General features: G+C 73.0%; 16 protein-coding genes. 6 read left to right on the forward strand and 10 right to left on the reverse strand.

Features of this window, described 5'->3' with window-relative positions; translation table 11 throughout:
- Positions 1 to 83 precede the first annotated feature (83 nt).
- The 5 genes from fxsT to O7613_RS27235 form a co-directional block, all read right to left on the reverse strand.
- On the reverse strand, positions 84 to 2,480 hold the full coding sequence (fxsT, locus tag O7613_RS27215) for an FxSxx-COOH system tetratricopeptide repeat protein (protein WP_282290746.1): 2,397 nt from the start codon (positions 2,478 to 2,480) through the stop codon (positions 84 to 86).
- 66 nt (positions 2,481 to 2,546) lie between these two features.
- Positions 2,547 to 3,296 (reverse strand): ZIP family metal transporter, encoded by a 750-nt coding sequence (locus O7613_RS27220; protein WP_282290747.1) that lies wholly within the window; start codon positions 3,294 to 3,296, stop codon positions 2,547 to 2,549.
- Between the two features lie 39 nt (positions 3,297 to 3,335).
- Positions 3,336 to 4,535 carry a GNAT family N-acetyltransferase gene (locus O7613_RS27225; RefSeq protein ID WP_282290749.1) on the reverse strand — a complete coding sequence of 400 codons (1,200 nt, stop codon included), beginning with the start codon at positions 4,533 to 4,535 and terminating at the stop codon, positions 3,336 to 3,338.
- Between the two features lie 52 nt (positions 4,536 to 4,587).
- Positions 4,588 to 5,307 carry a protein phosphatase 2C domain-containing protein gene (locus O7613_RS27230; protein ID WP_281585534.1) on the reverse strand — a complete coding sequence of 240 codons (720 nt, stop codon included), beginning with the start codon at positions 5,305 to 5,307 and terminating at the stop codon, positions 4,588 to 4,590.
- Positions 5,308 to 5,399: 92 nt separating this feature from the next.
- Positions 5,400 to 5,927, reverse strand: coding sequence for an XRE family transcriptional regulator (locus O7613_RS27235; RefSeq protein WP_281585533.1), 528 nt, complete (start codon positions 5,925 to 5,927; stop codon positions 5,400 to 5,402).
- Positions 5,928 to 5,983: 56 nt separating this feature from the next.
- Here O7613_RS27235 and O7613_RS27240 point away from each other — a divergent pair, with 56 nt between their 5' ends.
- Positions 5,984 to 7,237, forward strand: coding sequence for a benzoate/H(+) symporter BenE family transporter (locus O7613_RS27240; RefSeq protein ID WP_282290751.1), 1,254 nt, complete (start codon positions 5,984 to 5,986; stop codon positions 7,235 to 7,237).
- Between the two features lie 295 nt (positions 7,238 to 7,532).
- Here O7613_RS27240 and O7613_RS27245 read toward each other — a convergent pair whose 3' ends face one another.
- The 4 genes from O7613_RS27245 to O7613_RS27260 form a co-directional block, all read right to left on the reverse strand.
- Positions 7,533 to 7,898 (reverse strand): hypothetical protein, encoded by a 366-nt coding sequence (locus tag O7613_RS27245; protein ID WP_281585531.1) that lies wholly within the window; start codon positions 7,896 to 7,898, stop codon positions 7,533 to 7,535.
- A 47-nt stretch (positions 7,899 to 7,945) separates the two neighbouring features.
- Positions 7,946 to 8,194: a hypothetical protein gene (locus tag O7613_RS27250; RefSeq protein ID WP_281585530.1), complete on the reverse strand. Its 249-nt coding sequence runs from the start codon at positions 8,192 to 8,194 to the stop codon at positions 7,946 to 7,948.
- A gap of 79 nt (positions 8,195 to 8,273) precedes the next feature.
- Positions 8,274 to 8,744 carry a large conductance mechanosensitive channel protein MscL gene (mscL, locus tag O7613_RS27255; RefSeq protein ID WP_282290754.1) on the reverse strand — a complete coding sequence of 157 codons (471 nt, stop codon included), beginning with the start codon at positions 8,742 to 8,744 and terminating at the stop codon, positions 8,274 to 8,276.
- 38 nt (positions 8,745 to 8,782) lie between these two features.
- Complete coding sequence (locus O7613_RS27260) at positions 8,783 to 9,466, reverse strand: FadR/GntR family transcriptional regulator (protein WP_281585528.1); 684 nt, start codon at positions 9,464 to 9,466, stop codon at positions 8,783 to 8,785.
- Between the two features lie 49 nt (positions 9,467 to 9,515).
- Between O7613_RS27260 and O7613_RS27265 the strand changes: the two genes are divergently transcribed.
- Positions 9,516 to 10,820, forward strand: a complete 1,305-nt coding sequence (locus tag O7613_RS27265; protein WP_282290756.1) for an MFS transporter — start codon at positions 9,516 to 9,518, stop codon at positions 10,818 to 10,820.
- Between the two features lie 10 nt (positions 10,821 to 10,830).
- Here O7613_RS27265 and O7613_RS27270 read toward each other — a convergent pair whose 3' ends face one another.
- Positions 10,831 to 11,187 (reverse strand): STAS domain-containing protein, encoded by a 357-nt coding sequence (locus O7613_RS27270; RefSeq protein ID WP_281585526.1) that lies wholly within the window; start codon positions 11,185 to 11,187, stop codon positions 10,831 to 10,833.
- Positions 11,188 to 11,346: 159 nt separating this feature from the next.
- On the opposite strand from O7613_RS27270, the gene O7613_RS27275 reads away from it, so the two are divergent.
- Genes O7613_RS27275 through O7613_RS27290 form a run of 4 tightly spaced genes read left to right on the forward strand, consistent with a single transcriptional unit; the run spans position 11,347 to position 14,052 of the window.
- Positions 11,347 to 12,207 (forward strand): STAS domain-containing protein, encoded by an 861-nt coding sequence (locus O7613_RS27275; protein ID WP_281585525.1) that lies wholly within the window; start codon positions 11,347 to 11,349, stop codon positions 12,205 to 12,207.
- Positions 12,207 to 12,620, forward strand: coding sequence for an STAS domain-containing protein (locus tag O7613_RS27280; RefSeq protein WP_282290757.1), 414 nt, complete (start codon positions 12,207 to 12,209; stop codon positions 12,618 to 12,620). The genes O7613_RS27275 and O7613_RS27280 overlap by 1 nt, the downstream gene beginning before the upstream one ends.
- Complete coding sequence (locus O7613_RS27285) at positions 12,617 to 13,036, forward strand: ATP-binding protein (RefSeq protein WP_281585523.1); 420 nt, start codon at positions 12,617 to 12,619, stop codon at positions 13,034 to 13,036. The genes O7613_RS27280 and O7613_RS27285 overlap by 4 nt, the downstream gene beginning before the upstream one ends.
- Positions 13,033 to 14,052, forward strand: coding sequence for a SpoIIE family protein phosphatase (locus tag O7613_RS27290; protein ID WP_282294628.1), 1,020 nt, complete (start codon positions 13,033 to 13,035; stop codon positions 14,050 to 14,052). Before O7613_RS27285 ends, O7613_RS27290 begins: the two co-directional genes overlap by 4 nt.
- Positions 14,053 to 14,092: the final 40 nt, after the last annotated feature.

Here is a 14,092-nt window from a genome sequence, read left to right on the forward strand (position 1 = left end):
TAGGAGGACGACCGGCCCGGGGACGACTCCGGGCGGCGATCCTTAACCCGCCGCTAAAGCACAAGCGCCGGGATGGCTGGCGGTCATTCGGCGGTGTCGGGGTGGTTGTCGGCGCGGGCTCGCCGGCGGTCGACGAGGTATTCCCGTAGTTGGCGTGCCTGCTCGTGTTCGCCCAGGCGGGCCAGGCTGTTGGCGAGGTTGTTGGTGCTGGTCAGGGTGTCGGGGTGGTCGTCGCCGAGGGTTCGGCGGCGGCGGTGGAGGGTGTCCTCGTGGAGTTGGCGGGCCTGCTCGTGTTCGCCCAGGTCAGACAGACTGGCGGCGAGGTTGTTGGTGCTGGTCAGGGTGTTGGGGTGGTCGTCGCCGAGGGTTCGGCGATAGCGGTGGAGGGTGTCCTCGTGGAGTTGGCGGGCCCGCTCGTGCTCACCCAGGCGGGCCAGGCTGTCGGCGAAGTTGTTGGCGCTGGTCAGGGTATTGGGGTGGTCGTCGCCGAGAATCTGGCGGCGGCGGTGGAGGGTGTCCTCGTGGAGTTGGCGGCCCTGCTCGTGCTCACCCAGGTCTATGAGGCATCCGGCCAGGTTGTTGGCGCTGGTCAGGGTGTTGGGGTGGTCGTCGCCGAAGGTTCGGCGATAGCGGTGGAGGGTGTCCTCGTGGAGTTGGCGGGCCTGCTCGTATCGGCCCGTGAGCCAGTAGGCCGTGGCGACCTGGCTGGCCATCCACAGGACGTGTCCATCGTCGGGATGCAGGCGCGACCGCCACTGTCGGTGCCAGCGCTCCGCGAGCGGTAGCACGGTGCGGTAGTCGGCGCGCATGAGGAGGTACCACGCCGCGTTGCAGGCGGTGTCCCGGAGATCCGTGCCGGCGGTTGCGGCGTCGAGCGTGAGCAGGTGCGGCAGCAGCTCCGCCCAGGCCGGCCAGGAGAGTGGGTCGGTGCCGTCGTTGTCGGGTTCGCCGGCGGCGACGATCTGCTCGGCCCGCTGCCGGTGGTCCTGCCGTTCGGCCGGGGTGGCCAGATCCCGCAGCACGGCCTGGGTGAGCCGGTGCAACTGGACCGTGTGCTCGTCCAGGCGGACCAGGCCGAGCCGCGCCAGCCGGGCCAACGTGTTGCGGAACGCCAATCGGGCACCGGCCACCGTGGCCAGCGGCTCGGGCAGGATGCCCTCCAGAGCGTCGGCGAACCAGCGCAGCGGGATCGGCTCAGGCGCGAGCTGAGCACACAACTGGAGGAACTGCACGCCCGCGCTGTCCTCCTCGCCGGTCAACTGGGTCAGTGACACCTCGATCGCGGCGGCCAGCGGCGCCGGATAGCCGACCACGGCGCCCATCCGCAGGAGTTGGGCGGTGTGCTCGGTCAGTTCCGTCAGATAGTCGGCCACGCCGATGCGGGTCTCCGCCATCAGGCCGGTGGCCTGCGCGAGCGCCAGCGGCAGGTCGCCGAGTTGCGCGGCGAGCCGGTCGGCGTCGGCGTCGGCGACGGTGGGCAGGTGCTGGCGCAACATGTCGACCGATTCAGCCCGGGAGAACACGTCGACCTCCACCGGCGTGGCCACCCCGGCGAACGCGCTGCTGCGGGAGGTCACGATCACATGCCCGGTCTCCGGCGGCAGCCAGCGTGCCAGGTCGGTGCCGTCCGTCGCGTTGTCGAAGATCAGTAACCAGCCGTGGACGGCCCGGAGCCGCCGCCACGCGATGTCCTGGGCCACCGCGATGGTGACGCCCTGATCCACCCAGCCGGCGGCCACGGCCAGGGCGGCGACCTGTTCACCGATCAGTTCCGGCCGCTCGGCGTCGATCCACCAGACCAGGTCGTAGTCGCCGACGAAGAGATGGGCGTACTCGATGGCCAACTGCGTCTTGCCCACCCCGCCGAGACCGGCCAGCGCCTGCACCACCGCCCGGTCCCCACCGGTCAGCCCGGCCCGCAACGCGGCCAGCAACCCCTGCCGTCCGGTGAACGCCTGGTTGCGGCGGGGAGCGTTCCACACCGCCGGGTAGCTGCCCGGCACGCGGGCCGTGCTCGCCGTCACCGCATCGCCGGGAAACGGCGCCGTCGCCGGCCGCACCGGACCGCCGACGGCGGCCAACAGTGCGGCGCGGGCCTGCGGTTCGGCCAAATCGAACAGGTCTCGGTAGATCAGTGACCGGAGGATCGGCGGGGGCTTGACCTCCTGCACCCGCACCGGGATCAGCCGGCGTCGCTCGGTCTCGTCCGGACGCTCGGCCAGCACCGCCGTCCACTCGTCGATCGTGAACCGCTCCCGCTCGAAGTAGGCCACGGAGAACAGAGCCAGCACCCGGTCGGCCCGGGCCAGCGCGTCGTTGATGCACAGGACGAAGTTGGCGCCGGTCGCCCAGTCCCACACGTCCAGTTCGACCGTGTAGCCGGCGGTCTCCAACTGCCGCGCCGCCCACTCCGCCCACGGCCGGTCCGGGCCCGCGTAGCTGACGAACAGGTCCACCCGAGCAGTCTTCGCCTCCGCCACGGATGACAGCGTGCCCCACCTCGGTCACCGAACGCGATCATCCGTCCGGCCAACGCCGTCCATTGGTCAGGTATGGGACAGGGCGAACGCGACCAGGAAGCCGAGCACGGTGATCAGGCCGACGAGCAGGTGCGCGTCCTCGAACGCCTCCGGGACCATGGTGTCGGTGATCATCGCCAGGATCGCGCCGGCGGCCAGCGCGGTGATGGTGGCCAGCACCTCCGGCGGGGCGCCGCCGAGCAGCGTGTACCCGGCCAGCGACGCGGCGCCGGAGATCAACGCGATGGCCGTCCACAGCCCGAAGACGTACCGCCGGGTCCGCCCGGCCTGGCGCATGCCGGCGGCGCTGGACAGCCCCTCGGGCACGTTGCTGAGGAACACCGCGATCACCGTGACCAGGCTGACCGGGCCGCCGGCCAGCAGGCTCGTGCCGATCACCACCGATTCCGGTACGCCGTCGAGCAGCGCGCCGACCGCGATCGCGTTGCCCGAGCCGGGCTGCTCCTGCTCGGAGGGCTGCTCGTCGCCGGAGCGCTTGCGGTGCCGGGCGCCGTGCCGGGCCAGCAGCACGTTCGCCCCGGTGTACGCGAGCGCGCCGGCCGCCGCGCCGATTGCCACCGGCAGCAGACCACCCTGCTCGTGCGCCTCGTCGATCAGCTCGAACGAGACGGCGGAGAGCAGCACGCCGGCCCCGAACGCCATCACCGAGGCGGTCGTCCGGCGCGGTACGCGCACGAAGAACCCGACGGCCGCCCCGATCAACAGGGCGGACCCGGCGAGCAACCCCCAGAGTCCCGCTTCCAACCACTCCGGCACGCGCCGGACACTACCCCCGGCCCGATGCCGCCAACCCGATCAGAAGTCGGCGAACAGGTAGGGCAGCTCACGGGGGAAGAGCCGGCGCAGCTCGGTGGCCGCGTCCACCGGCACCTCGCCCAGCCCGCGCACGGCCACCTCGGCCGGATCGAGCACCCCGTACGCCAGGGCGGAGAGCCCGGCGGCGGTGAGCCGCGCGCACGGCAGGCTGCCCTCGGCGGCGGTGTCGGCCGGCAGCACGGCCAGCTTGCCGGTGGTGCCGTCGAGCAGGTGGCGGCCGGCGAGCCAGCGGTCGCCGACCAGTTCGACGAGCACCCGGCCGACCCCGACCGGCTGGTCGGCGAGCGCCTCCAGGCTGAGCAGCCGGGCCATCGGCGCGGTCGGGTCGGGCCGGGCCACCCGGGCCTCCACGTGCACGTCCAGGTCGGTGAGCCACAGCTCGGGCAGCTCGCCGGGCGGCAACTGGACACTGACCCGGGCCACCTGGTCGACGTGCCGGGCGAAGAACTGCAACAGCGAAGCCCGGGCGTACGGGTCGTCGAAGAGCAGGTCGTCGGCGAACAGCGTGCCGGCGTGGTCGTCGATCCGGTAGGTGACCGCGCCGACCGTCTCGCCGCCGCGTACCACACTGAGCAGCCAGCGGTCGTCCCGCTCGCGCAGCCCGACGGCGCGGAAGTCGGGGAAGACCGCGAAGCCGTGCCACTCGCGCAGGCACCGTTCGGTGTAGGCGCGCCACCGTGGGTAGCCTTCACCGATCCGCTCCCAGACCAGCTCGTCGGGCAACTCGGCGCGCAGCAGCGGCGCCAGGTCCGTCGGGGTGAACACCGCGGTACGCCGCCGGGGCAGCCCGGCGTAGCCGAAGCGCTCGTAGAACGAGGCGCGGAACGGGTGCAGCGCGCTGAGCTGGTGCCCCTCGTCGCGCATCCCGTCGAGGACCTGGTGCATCAGCGTCCGGACGTGCCCGCGCCGGCGGGCCAGTGGATGGGTGGCCACCCCGGCGACGCCGGCCATCGGCAGCACCGCGCCGCGCAGGTTCTGCCGCATCGGGATCGCCGACACGGCCGCCGTGGTGACGCCGTCCTCCTCGACCACGAGCGTCGTGTTCCCCGCGTTGTACGGCAGGTACGCCCGGAACTCGTCGGTCCGGGACGCCGTCAGCGGCGAGGCCTCGAACGCATACGCCTGCAGCGGGAAGCTGGTGGTCAGGCGGTCCTCGGAGGCCAGCCGGCGAATGTGCATCCGTTCATCCCAACGCGCCCGGGCGGGGGCCGCAACCTGAATGGGACCGGGATCAGGCCTCGGTGACGTCGGAGATGACCACGGTGACGTTGTCCGGCGCGCCGGCCTGGTGGGCCAGCTTCACCAACTGCTCGCCGCACTGCTGCCGGTCGCCGTAGGTGGCGAGCGCCCCGGCGATGGCGGCGTCCTCCACGTAGTCGGAGAGGCCGTCGCTGCACAGCAGCAGCCGGTCACCGGGAAAGACGGTGAGCGCGCCGACCGCGGGCGGCGCGTCGGAGCCCTGCACCGCGCGGGTCACCAGCGAGCGCTGCGGGTGGTGCCGGGCCTGGTCGCGGGAGAGCGCACCCTGGTCGACGAGCGCCTGCACGAACGTGTCGTCCCGGGTGAGCTGGGTCAGCTCATGGTCGCGCAGCAGATAGCAGCGGGAGTCGCCGACCTGGGCGAGGACCAGGGTGTCGCCGGCCAGCAGGGCGGCGGTAAGCGTCGTACCCATGCCGTCGCGGGTGGGGTCCACCGTGATGGCCGCGCGGATGCGCTGGTTGGCGGTGCTGACCACGGCGCGCAGCGCGTCGGCCGCCTCGTCGGCGCTTGTGGGCGGGGTCAGCTCGTCCAGGATCCGGATGACGATCTCGCTGGCCACCTCGCCGGCCGGGAGGCCGCCCATGCCGTCGGCGACCGCCACCAGGCGGTCACCGGCGAGGGCGGAATCCTCGTTGTTGGTCCGAACGAGGCCGACGTCGTTGAGGATGGCCGAGCGGAGGATGAGCGTCATGGGACAAGCTTGCCAAGAAGAACGGCTCCGCGTCTCTACACGCTGCCGGGTCGGGGGAAAGAAATGTCATCCGCTTACATCCCGGGTATGTGTCAATTGTCCTTACCGGACGGACGTGGATAGCGCAGCAGCAGGCTGGCCCGGACCTGCTCGTCGCCGACCGCGGCGTAGCCGTGCGGCACGTCGGAGGTCCAGCGCAGGTATTCGCCCGGGCCGGCGGTGAGTGGGGCGTCCACCGGGCCGGCGCGGAGCACGCCGGAGAAGACGGTCACGTGTTCGGTGACGCCGGCCTGGTGGGCGGGGGAGAGCTGCGTCGGCCCCGGGCTGACCCGCATCCGGTACAGCTCGTAGGTCGCGTCGCGGTCGTGGAACACCTCCAGCAGCGTGGCGCCGACCGCGGTCCCGCGTACGGTCGGCGTCTGTTCGGGATCGGACAGCACGGCGGTGAGCGGAACGCCGAGCTGCGCGGTGATCGCGTACAGCGTCTCCAGGGTGGGGTTGCGGACGCCGTTCTCCAGGCCGGAGAGCGTGGCCTTCCCGACGCCGGCCAACCGGGCCAGCTCGGACAGGGAGATGCCCCGTTCCATCCGGAGGGCGCGGATCCGTGGGCCGACGTCCATGGGGCTATCGTGCTACATGGCGTCGTTCCGTAAACGGAACGCCCGGAGGGAGAAGCATGGTCGGTCGACTCCAACCCGTGCTGGCCGGCGTGGTGACCGCCCTGGTCGGCTTCGCCAGCTCGTTCACCGTCGTCCTGGCCGGCCTGCGCGCGGTCGGCGCCGACCCCGCACAGGCCGCCTCCGGCCTGCTCACGCTCTGCGTGGCAAGCGGCGCCTGCGCCCTCTGGCTCGGCCTGCGACACCGGATGCCGCTCGCCATCGCCTGGTCCACGCCGGGCGCGGCGCTGCTCGTGGCCACCGGGCCGGTCCCCGGCGGCTGGCCCGCCGCGGTCGGGGCCTTCCTGCTCACCGGCCTGCTGATCGTCGCCGCCGGGCTGATCCCCGCGCTCGGACGGGCGGTCGCCGCGATCCCCACCCCGCTCGCCTCCGCCATGCTCGCCGGGGTGCTGCTGCCGCTCTGCACCGCACCGGTGCGCGCCCTGGTGGAGGTGCCCCGGCTGGCCGGGCCGGTGGTGCTCGTCTGGGTGCTGCTGCACCGGTTCGCCCGCCGCTGGGCGGTGCCCGGCGCGCTCGCCGTGGCCGTGGTGGCGATCGCGCTCACCACCACCGGGCCGGCCCGGCTGGACGCCGCACCCGTGATCGCCCTGACCACGCCGGCCTGGACGCTGCCCGCGATCGTCGGGCTCGCGCTGCCGCTGTTCCTGGTCACCATGGCCGCGCAGAACGTGCCCGGCACCGCAGTGCTCGCCGGCTACGGCTACCGCGCCCCGCTGGGCTCCGCGCTGCGGGTCACCGGCCTCGCCACCGTGCTCGGCGCGCCGACCGGCGCGCACGCGGTGAACCTGGCCGCGATCACCGCAGCGCTCGCCGCCGGCCCGGACGCCCACCCCGACCCGGACCGACGCTGGATCGCCTCGGTCACCGCCGGTATCGGCCTGGCCCTGCTCGGCCTCGGCGCCGGCGCGGCCACCGCCCTGGTGCTGCTCTCCCCGCCGGTGCTCGTCGAGGCGGTGGCCGGGCTCGCCCTGATCGCGGCGCTGGCCGGCGCGGTGTCGGCGGCGGTCGCCCAGCCGGACGCGCGGGAGGCTGCCGTGGTCACGCTCGTGGTCACCGCGTCCGGGGTCACCCTGCTCGGCATCGGCGGCGCGTTCTGGGGCCTGGTCGCCGGCTGGCTGATGCTGCTGCTCTTCCGCCGCCCGACCGCCCCGGTCCCGACCGCCCCGGCCCCGACCGCCCCGGCCCCGACCGCCCCGGCACCAGCCGACCGGCGCGGGGTGGGCGCGGACCTTCCGGCCTCCCAGCAGTCCTGAGATCGCCGGTCCCGGGGTCTCCGGCTGGTTCGCCTCAGGGCTTGCTTCGAGCCGGCGCTCGCGGCGTCGGCCCTCGACCGCTCGCCCCTGTGCTCAGCGATGGCAGCACGGGCTCGAACCGGCTACAAACTTGATGACGTGGATGACTCGCTGGCCGTGATGCATTCACGTCATCAAGTTTCTAGGAGCCGTGCCGTCATGCCCTTGTCCGCCGGCTGGGGTGAGGCGCGCGGACCGGGAACGCCGCCGCCGAGTGTCGGGCGTGGTGGACATTCATCGTCACCACTCCGCGCAATCACTCCTCGGCGGGAAGCTCCGCGACCGGGACGGTGAGGCGGACCGCGCCGTCGGCCACGGCCGCGATCCGGTCGGCCAGCACGTAGACCGCGCCGGTGTCGGCAAGCTCGGTGGAGACCTTCAGGTAGCCCTCGCGCAGCAGCCGGGCGGCCAGGTCGGCCGGTACGTCCGGCTCCTCGACGGCGGCCGACTCGATCAGCTCGTCGAGGCTGCTGCCCGGGTCGACCGGAGCGGGCGCCTCCACGGTCACGGCGGCGGCGTCGCCCCGCTGGACGAGATCGACGGTGCCGACCTCGACGCCTGTGGAGTCGACCACCCGCATGCCGGTGGTGACCCGGGAGACGGTGTCCTGCTGCTGGCTCATGCCGAAGCGGTTCCCGGGGCGCGCGGGCGCTAAACGGACCGCAGGCGCTAAACGGACGGAGTCCAGCCGCCCGGCGGGCGGGGCGACAGCTCGCGCCAGGTGTCCGGCCCGTCGAGCAGCGCCCGGATCGTCTCCTCGGCCTCGTCGACGCTGGCGTGCTCGTAGAAGCGGGACACCCCTTCGGCGCCACCGGCGCGTTGCTCCACGTGCCAGCGGTCGCCGTCCACCCGGAGGAAGACGTCCCGCCTGGCGAGCCGCCCCCATTTCCCGTTCCACAAGTGTTTGCGCTGCTCCATGCCCCGGACTCTATCGAACATGTGTTCGATTCGGGTCGGCCCCCGCGGAATCTCCACGGGGGCCGATCGGCTATGGGCGTCAGCGCGGGGCCGGCGGCTCCTGCCGGCGGCCCAGCACGTCGTCGAGCGCGCCACGCTGGGCGGGCGTGCCCGGGCCGCCGGCGACGAGCGCGTCGCGGATCTCGGTGAGCAGCTTGACCTCCTCGCTGGGGGCCGCGGGCGGCGGCTCCTCGCCGCGCTTGCGCCGCTCGGCGAGCCGGTTCATCGGGTAGACGACCAGGAAGTACAGCGCCGCCGCGGTGAGCAGGAACGTGATCACCGCGTTGACGAAGGCCACCCAGTCGAACGGGATGCCCCGGAACATGGGAGTCGAGCCGGTGAGCCCGTCCTTCTTGCCGGTGATCAACACGATGACCACCCGCACCAGCGGTTCCAGGAACGACTTGGTCAGCTGTGTGACCACGCCTGTGAACGCGGCGCCGATGACGACACCGACCGCGAGGTCGACGACGTTGCCGCGCATGATGAAGTCTTTGAAGCCCTTGAGCATTCGCACTCCCGTGCTGTCCGAGTCCGGTCCGGCAGACCCTATGCCCCGGCGGGCCCCTCGAGAAAAGCACCCGCTTCGATCGCTGCCCGCGCCGGGTCGCCGGCCCGGATCGCCTCGACGAGTCGACCGTGGTCGACGTACCGCTCGTCGGTCAACGCCGTACCCATGGCCTGGGCGACGGTGCTGCGCAGCGCGGCGCCGACCGAGGCGTACAGCTCGGCGAGCATGGCGTTGTGCGCGGCGGCCACCACCGCCGTGTGCAGCGCGGCGTCCGCCTCCACGAACTCGTCCACCCGGCCGGAGCGCCAGGCGGCCTCCCGGGTGGCGAGCGCGCCGTCGAGCGCGGCCAGGTCCTCGGGGGTACGCCGCAGCGCGGCCAGCCGGGCGGCCTCCACCTCGAACGCGCGCCGGACCTCGATCACCTCGGCCATCCGGTCGTCGGCGAACCGGCGGGCCACCACCGGCGCCAGCTCGTCGGTCGACACCACGTAGGTGCCGGAGCCCTGCCGGCACTCCAGCACGCCGGCGTGCACAAGCGCGCGGACCGCCTCGCGGACCGTGTTCCGCCCCACGCCGAGCGCGGCGACGAGCTGCGGCTCGGTGGGGATGCGCCCGCCCACCGGCCACTCGCCGCCCAGGATCCGGGCGCGGAGCTGCTCGATGGTCTGCCGGACCCGGTGGCCGCGCGGTGGCACGGCGGCGGAATCCGCGGTGGGTGTCACCGGTTACACCTGCTGCACAAATTCATCCCATGATTGTAGGTTGAACGTCATGACGCCGCCAGCCACGCCCGCCGCGATCGCGCCCACCGCCGACGTCACCCTCGGGTCGGTGGCCGGTGCGACCCCGGCGACCACCCCGACCCCCGCCGTCGGTCCGGCGCGGGGCGGCCTGCTGGTGCTGGTCGGGATGCTGCTCGTCGCCGTGAACCTACGCGCCGCGGTGACCAGCCTCGGCGCGTTGCTCGACGAGATCCGGGTCGGGCTTGGCCTCTCCGGCGCCATGGCCGGCGTGGTCACCACGCTGCCCACCGTCGCGTTCGCCGGACTCGGCGCGCTCACCCCGTGGCTGGTCCGCCGCTGGGCCGCGCCCCGGGTGCTGGTGCTGGCCATGATCGCGTTGACCGCCGGGCAGGTGCTGCGCGCGGCCACCGGCTCGGCCGCCGTCTTCGTGCTCACCAGCGCACTCGCGCTGGCCGGCATCGCGGTGGCGAACATCCTGCTGCCGATGCTCGTCAAGCAGCACTTCCCGCACCGCACCGGGCTGGTCACCGGCGCGTACACGATGGCCCTGACGGTGGGCACGACGGTGGCCGCCGCCTCCGCCGTGCCGGTGGCCCACGCCTTCGGCTCCTGGCGGGCCGGGCTCGGTGTGTGGGCGGGGCTGGCCGCGCTGGCAGTGGTCCCCTGGGTGCCGCTGGCGCTGCGGGCGCGCGCCGCGCGGCGGGCCGCGGACCGGTCCGCGGCCCCGACGGCGGTGGTCGCCGCACCGGCGCGGGTACGCCCGGAGCGGACCCGGCTCGGCTGGGCCATGGCGGTCTACTTCGGCGCGCAGTCGCTCAGCGGGTACGCGATCATGGGTTGGCTGGCCCAGCTCTTCCGCGACGCCGGCTACCGGCCCGAGGCCGCCGGCCTGCTGCTCGCCGGCGTGACCGCGCTGGGCGTGCCGGTGGCGCTGATGATGCCCACCCTGGCCGGCCGGCTGGCCACCCTGCGTCCGCTGGTGCTCGGGCTGACCGCGTTCTCCACCGTCGCGTACGTCGGGCTGGCGCTCGCGCCGCGCGGCCTGGCGCCGCTCTGGGTGCTGCTGCTCGCGCTCGGCCAGGGCGCGTTCCCGCTCATCCTGACCACGATCGGGCTGCGCGCCCGGACCCCCGAGGGCACCGTGGCGCTCTCCGCGTTCGCGCAGAGCACCGGGTACGTCATCGCCGCGCTCGGCCCGCTGCTGGTCGGCATCCTCTACGGGGCGACCGGCGGCTGGACCGCCCCGATCGGCTTCCTGCTGGTGGCGCTCGCCGTGCAGACGATCGCGGGCATGGTGATCGCCCGTCCCCGCTACATCGAGGACGAGCGCTGAGCGGAATCGGTCAGGAGGAGGCCGGGGTGGGTTCGCCCGCGACGGCTTCGTCCACCGTCGGGTAGGTGTGCAGCACCTCGACCAAACCACTGACCTCGAGGATGCGCAGCACCCCGCGCTGCGGGGCGGCCAGCCGGACCACGCCGCCGGCCTCGTCGCAGCTGTTCTTGGCGCGGACGAACACCGACAGCCCGGTCGAGTCGCAGAACGACACCTCGGCCAGGTCGAACACGAGGCGGTTGCGCCCCTTGTCCAGCAGGTCCGTGATCTGGTCCTGGAGCTGCGGTGCGGTGGCCATGTCCAGCTCGCCCGCGACCGACACCACGACCACGTCGCCGCGCTGTTCCGTGTGCACCGTCAGGGACATTCGTCGACCTCCTGTGTTCGGTGGAACGGTATCCCACGATGACCGCGCCGTGCAGAACGGGAGCGGACACAGGTGCCGTCGATCATTTCTTTGTCCCGTGGCAAGTAGTGCCACAACCCCCGGTGATAGAGTCCGCCCGTCCAGATCTGGGAGGTCAGCATGGCGTTGAGCGGGGAACAGGGTGGTCGGCTCGCCGACCTGCTGAGTCAGCACGCGGACCGGTTGACCAACCGTTGGATCGAAATCATTGCCGCTTCGTTGCGCGGCCGGCTGAGCCGGGCCGAACTGGCCCGCCAGGTGCAGGAGCTGCACCGCGCCGTCACCGACGTCGGCCGGCAGGGTCTCGGTGACCTGGCCGACGAGCACGGCGGGGAGCTGCGGGCGGTGCTCGCGGAGATCTCGACCAGCCGGGCCCGCCAGGGGTTCAGCGCCACCGAGACCGCGATCAGCGTGTTCGCGCTCAAGGACGCCCTGCTGGACCTGATGGAGGAGGAGAAGAGCGACACCCTGCTGCGGGACTTCGTCGCCTTCTCCGCGCTCATCGACCAGATGGGGCTGTTCACCTTCGAGACGTTCGTCCGGGCCCGGGAGAGCCTCATCGCCGACCAGGCGGAGCAACTGCTGGAGCTCTCCACGCCGGTGGTCAAGCTGTGGGAGGGCGTGGTCGCCGTCCCGCTGGTCGGCACGCTCGACTCGGCCCGCGCCCAGGTGGTGATGGAGCGGCTGCTCCAGACCCTGGTCGACACCGGCTCGCCGTACGCGATCATCGACATCACCGGCGTGCCGGCGGTGGACACCCAGGTCGCCCAGCACATCCTCAAGACCGTGGTGGCCGCCCGGCTGATGGGCGCCGACTGCATCATCTCCGGCATCCGGCCGCAGATCGCCCAGACGATCGTCGCCCTCGGCATCGAGTTCGGTGACATCGCCACCAAGGCGAGCCTGGCCGACGCCCTCCGTCACGTGCTGCGCCTGAACGGGGTCGAGACCACCTCCCGCCGCGCCCGCCGGGAGGCGTGATGGAGCGGGTGCCGATCCTCAAGATCGGCGACATCCTGCTGGTCTCCATCCAGGTCGACATGTCCGACCAGACGGCGATCCAGCTCCAGGAGGACCTGGCCGAGCGGATCGTCGCCACCGGTTGCCACGGCGTCATCATCGACATCACGGCGCTGGACATCGTCGACTCCTTCGTCGGCCGGATGCTCTCCACCATCGCGTCCATCTCCAAGGTGCTGGACGCCGAGACGGTGGTGGTCGGGATGCGTCCCGCCGTCGCCATCACCCTGGTCGAGTTGGGGTTGTCGCTCAACGGCATCCGTACCGCGCTGAACGTCGAGCGGGGCATGGAGCTGATCGCGACGACCCGGGCCGACGACCGGGACGTGGTGTTCGACGACGACGAGGGCGACGAGACGACGGCGACGCCATGACCACCGGCCTCGACCTGGGGGTGCCGGCGACGCAGGCGATCCGTAGCGACGAGGACGTGGTGCGGGTCCGGCAGTTGGTGCGTACCACCGCCGTGGCGGTCCGGCTCTCCCTGGTCGACCAGACCAAGCTGGTCACCGCCGCCAGCGAGCTGGCCCGCAACACGCTGATCTACGGCGGCGGGGGCAGCGCCGAGGTCACCACCGTCTCCGACGGCCGTCGCCGCGGCGTCCGCATCGTCTTCGCCGACCAGGGCCCGGGCATCCCCGACCTGGACCTGGCCCTCACCGACGGCTACACCACCGGCGGTGGGCTGGGCCTCGGGCTCAGCGGCGCCCGCCGGCTCGTCGACGACTTCGACATCAAGACCGCCGTCGGCGAGGGTACGGCGATCACCGTCACCAAGTGGTCCCGATGATCGCCGACGTGGTCCCCGACCACGGTGTCTGGTTCCGGGTGGACAACGGCGCGACCGCAGGTGGCGTACGCCGGGCGGCCGAGCGACTCGGTCGGCAGCTCGAACTGGGCGCGTCGCGCGTCGCGGACCTGGCCATCGTCACCGCCGAGATCACCAGCAACCTGGTCAAGCACGCCCGCGAGGGCGCTCTGCTGATGCGTCCCGCGCGCCGGGACGGGCGGGCCGGGGTGGAGCTGGTGGCCATCGACTCCGGTCCCGGCATGGCCGACCTCACGCTCTCGTCGGCCGACGGGCATTCCACCGTCGGCACGCTCGGCATCGGCCTCGGCGCGATCGCCCGGCAGTCGAGTCGCTTCGACGGCTACTCGCGCCCCGGCCGCGGCACCGTTCTCACCGTCCAGGTCTGGGACGGGCCGCCGCCCGAGCCGGACTGGGCCGGCGGGCTGGCCCGGCCGATCACCGGCGAGCAGGACAGCGGCGACGGGTACGCGGTCCGGATGGCCGACGGCCGGCGGCAGGTGTTGGTCTGCGACGGGCTGGGGCACGGGCCGCTGGCCGCCGCCGCCACCGGGGCCGCGGTCGCCGCGTTCCGTTCGGCGCCGGCCGGCCCGCCGGAGGTCGTGGTGCGTCATCTGCACGCCGCCATCTCGCACACCCGCGGCGCGGCGCTCGCGGTGGCCGAGCCGGATCCCCGCAGCGGCACGCTCCACTACGCCGGCCTCGGCAACATCGCCGCCATGATCGTGGCCACCGGCGAGCGGCGGCGCGGCCTGGTCTCGCTGCCGGGCATCGCCGGTCATCAACGTCCGGCCATCCGGGGGTACGACTATCCGTTCCCGTCCGGCGCGACGCTCGTGATGCACAGCGACGGCGTGGTGGACCGCTGGGACCTGGACGACTATTCCGGGTTGGCCGGCCGTCCGCCGTTGCTTGCCGCCGCGACCCTGCTCCGGGACGCCGGTACCCGCCGTGACGACGCCTGCGTCCTGGTCGCCCGGTTGGCACGGCATGAGTGAACGCACCGAGCGGAGCGAGGGCCGTGAGCGCATGCCCGGC

The sequence above is a fragment of the Micromonospora sp. WMMD975 genome (assembly GCF_029581215.1).
GTDB lineage: Bacteria > Actinomycetota > Actinomycetes > Mycobacteriales > Micromonosporaceae > Micromonospora.

What these genes read in the sequence shown, in the direction of transcription:
- O7613_RS27225 (WP_282290749.1), bottom strand. Translation starts at nt 4,535, where the DNA reads ATGCACATTCGCCGGCTGGCCTCCGAGGACCGCCTGACCACCAGCTTC.
- O7613_RS27230 (WP_281585534.1), bottom strand. Translation starts at nt 5,307, where the DNA reads ATGACGCTCATCCTCCGCTCGGCCATCCTCAACGACGTCGGCCTCGTT.
- O7613_RS27235 (WP_281585533.1), bottom strand. Translation starts at nt 5,927, where the DNA reads ATGGACGTCGGCCCACGGATCCGCGCCCTCCGGATGGAACGGGGCATC.
- O7613_RS27240 (WP_282290751.1), top strand. Translation starts at nt 5,984, where the DNA reads ATGGTCGGTCGACTCCAACCCGTGCTGGCCGGCGTGGTGACCGCCCTG.
- O7613_RS27245 (WP_281585531.1), bottom strand. Translation starts at nt 7,898, where the DNA reads ATGAGCCAGCAGCAGGACACCGTCTCCCGGGTCACCACCGGCATGCGG.
- O7613_RS27250 (WP_281585530.1), bottom strand. Translation starts at nt 8,194, where the DNA reads ATGGAGCAGCGCAAACACTTGTGGAACGGGAAATGGGGGCGGCTCGCC.
- mscL (WP_282290754.1), bottom strand. Translation starts at nt 8,744, where the DNA reads ATGCTCAAGGGCTTCAAAGACTTCATCATGCGCGGCAACGTCGTCGAC.
- O7613_RS27265 (WP_282290756.1), top strand. Translation starts at nt 9,516, where the DNA reads ATGACGCCGCCAGCCACGCCCGCCGCGATCGCGCCCACCGCCGACGTC.
- O7613_RS27270 (WP_281585526.1), bottom strand. Translation starts at nt 11,187, where the DNA reads ATGTCCCTGACGGTGCACACGGAACAGCGCGGCGACGTGGTCGTGGTG.
- O7613_RS27275 (WP_281585525.1), top strand. Translation starts at nt 11,347, where the DNA reads ATGGCGTTGAGCGGGGAACAGGGTGGTCGGCTCGCCGACCTGCTGAGT.
- O7613_RS27280 (WP_282290757.1), top strand. Translation starts at nt 12,207, where the DNA reads ATGGAGCGGGTGCCGATCCTCAAGATCGGCGACATCCTGCTGGTCTCC.
- O7613_RS27285 (WP_281585523.1), top strand. Translation starts at nt 12,617, where the DNA reads ATGACCACCGGCCTCGACCTGGGGGTGCCGGCGACGCAGGCGATCCGT.
- O7613_RS27290 (WP_282294628.1), top strand. Translation starts at nt 13,033, where the DNA reads ATGATCGCCGACGTGGTCCCCGACCACGGTGTCTGGTTCCGGGTGGAC.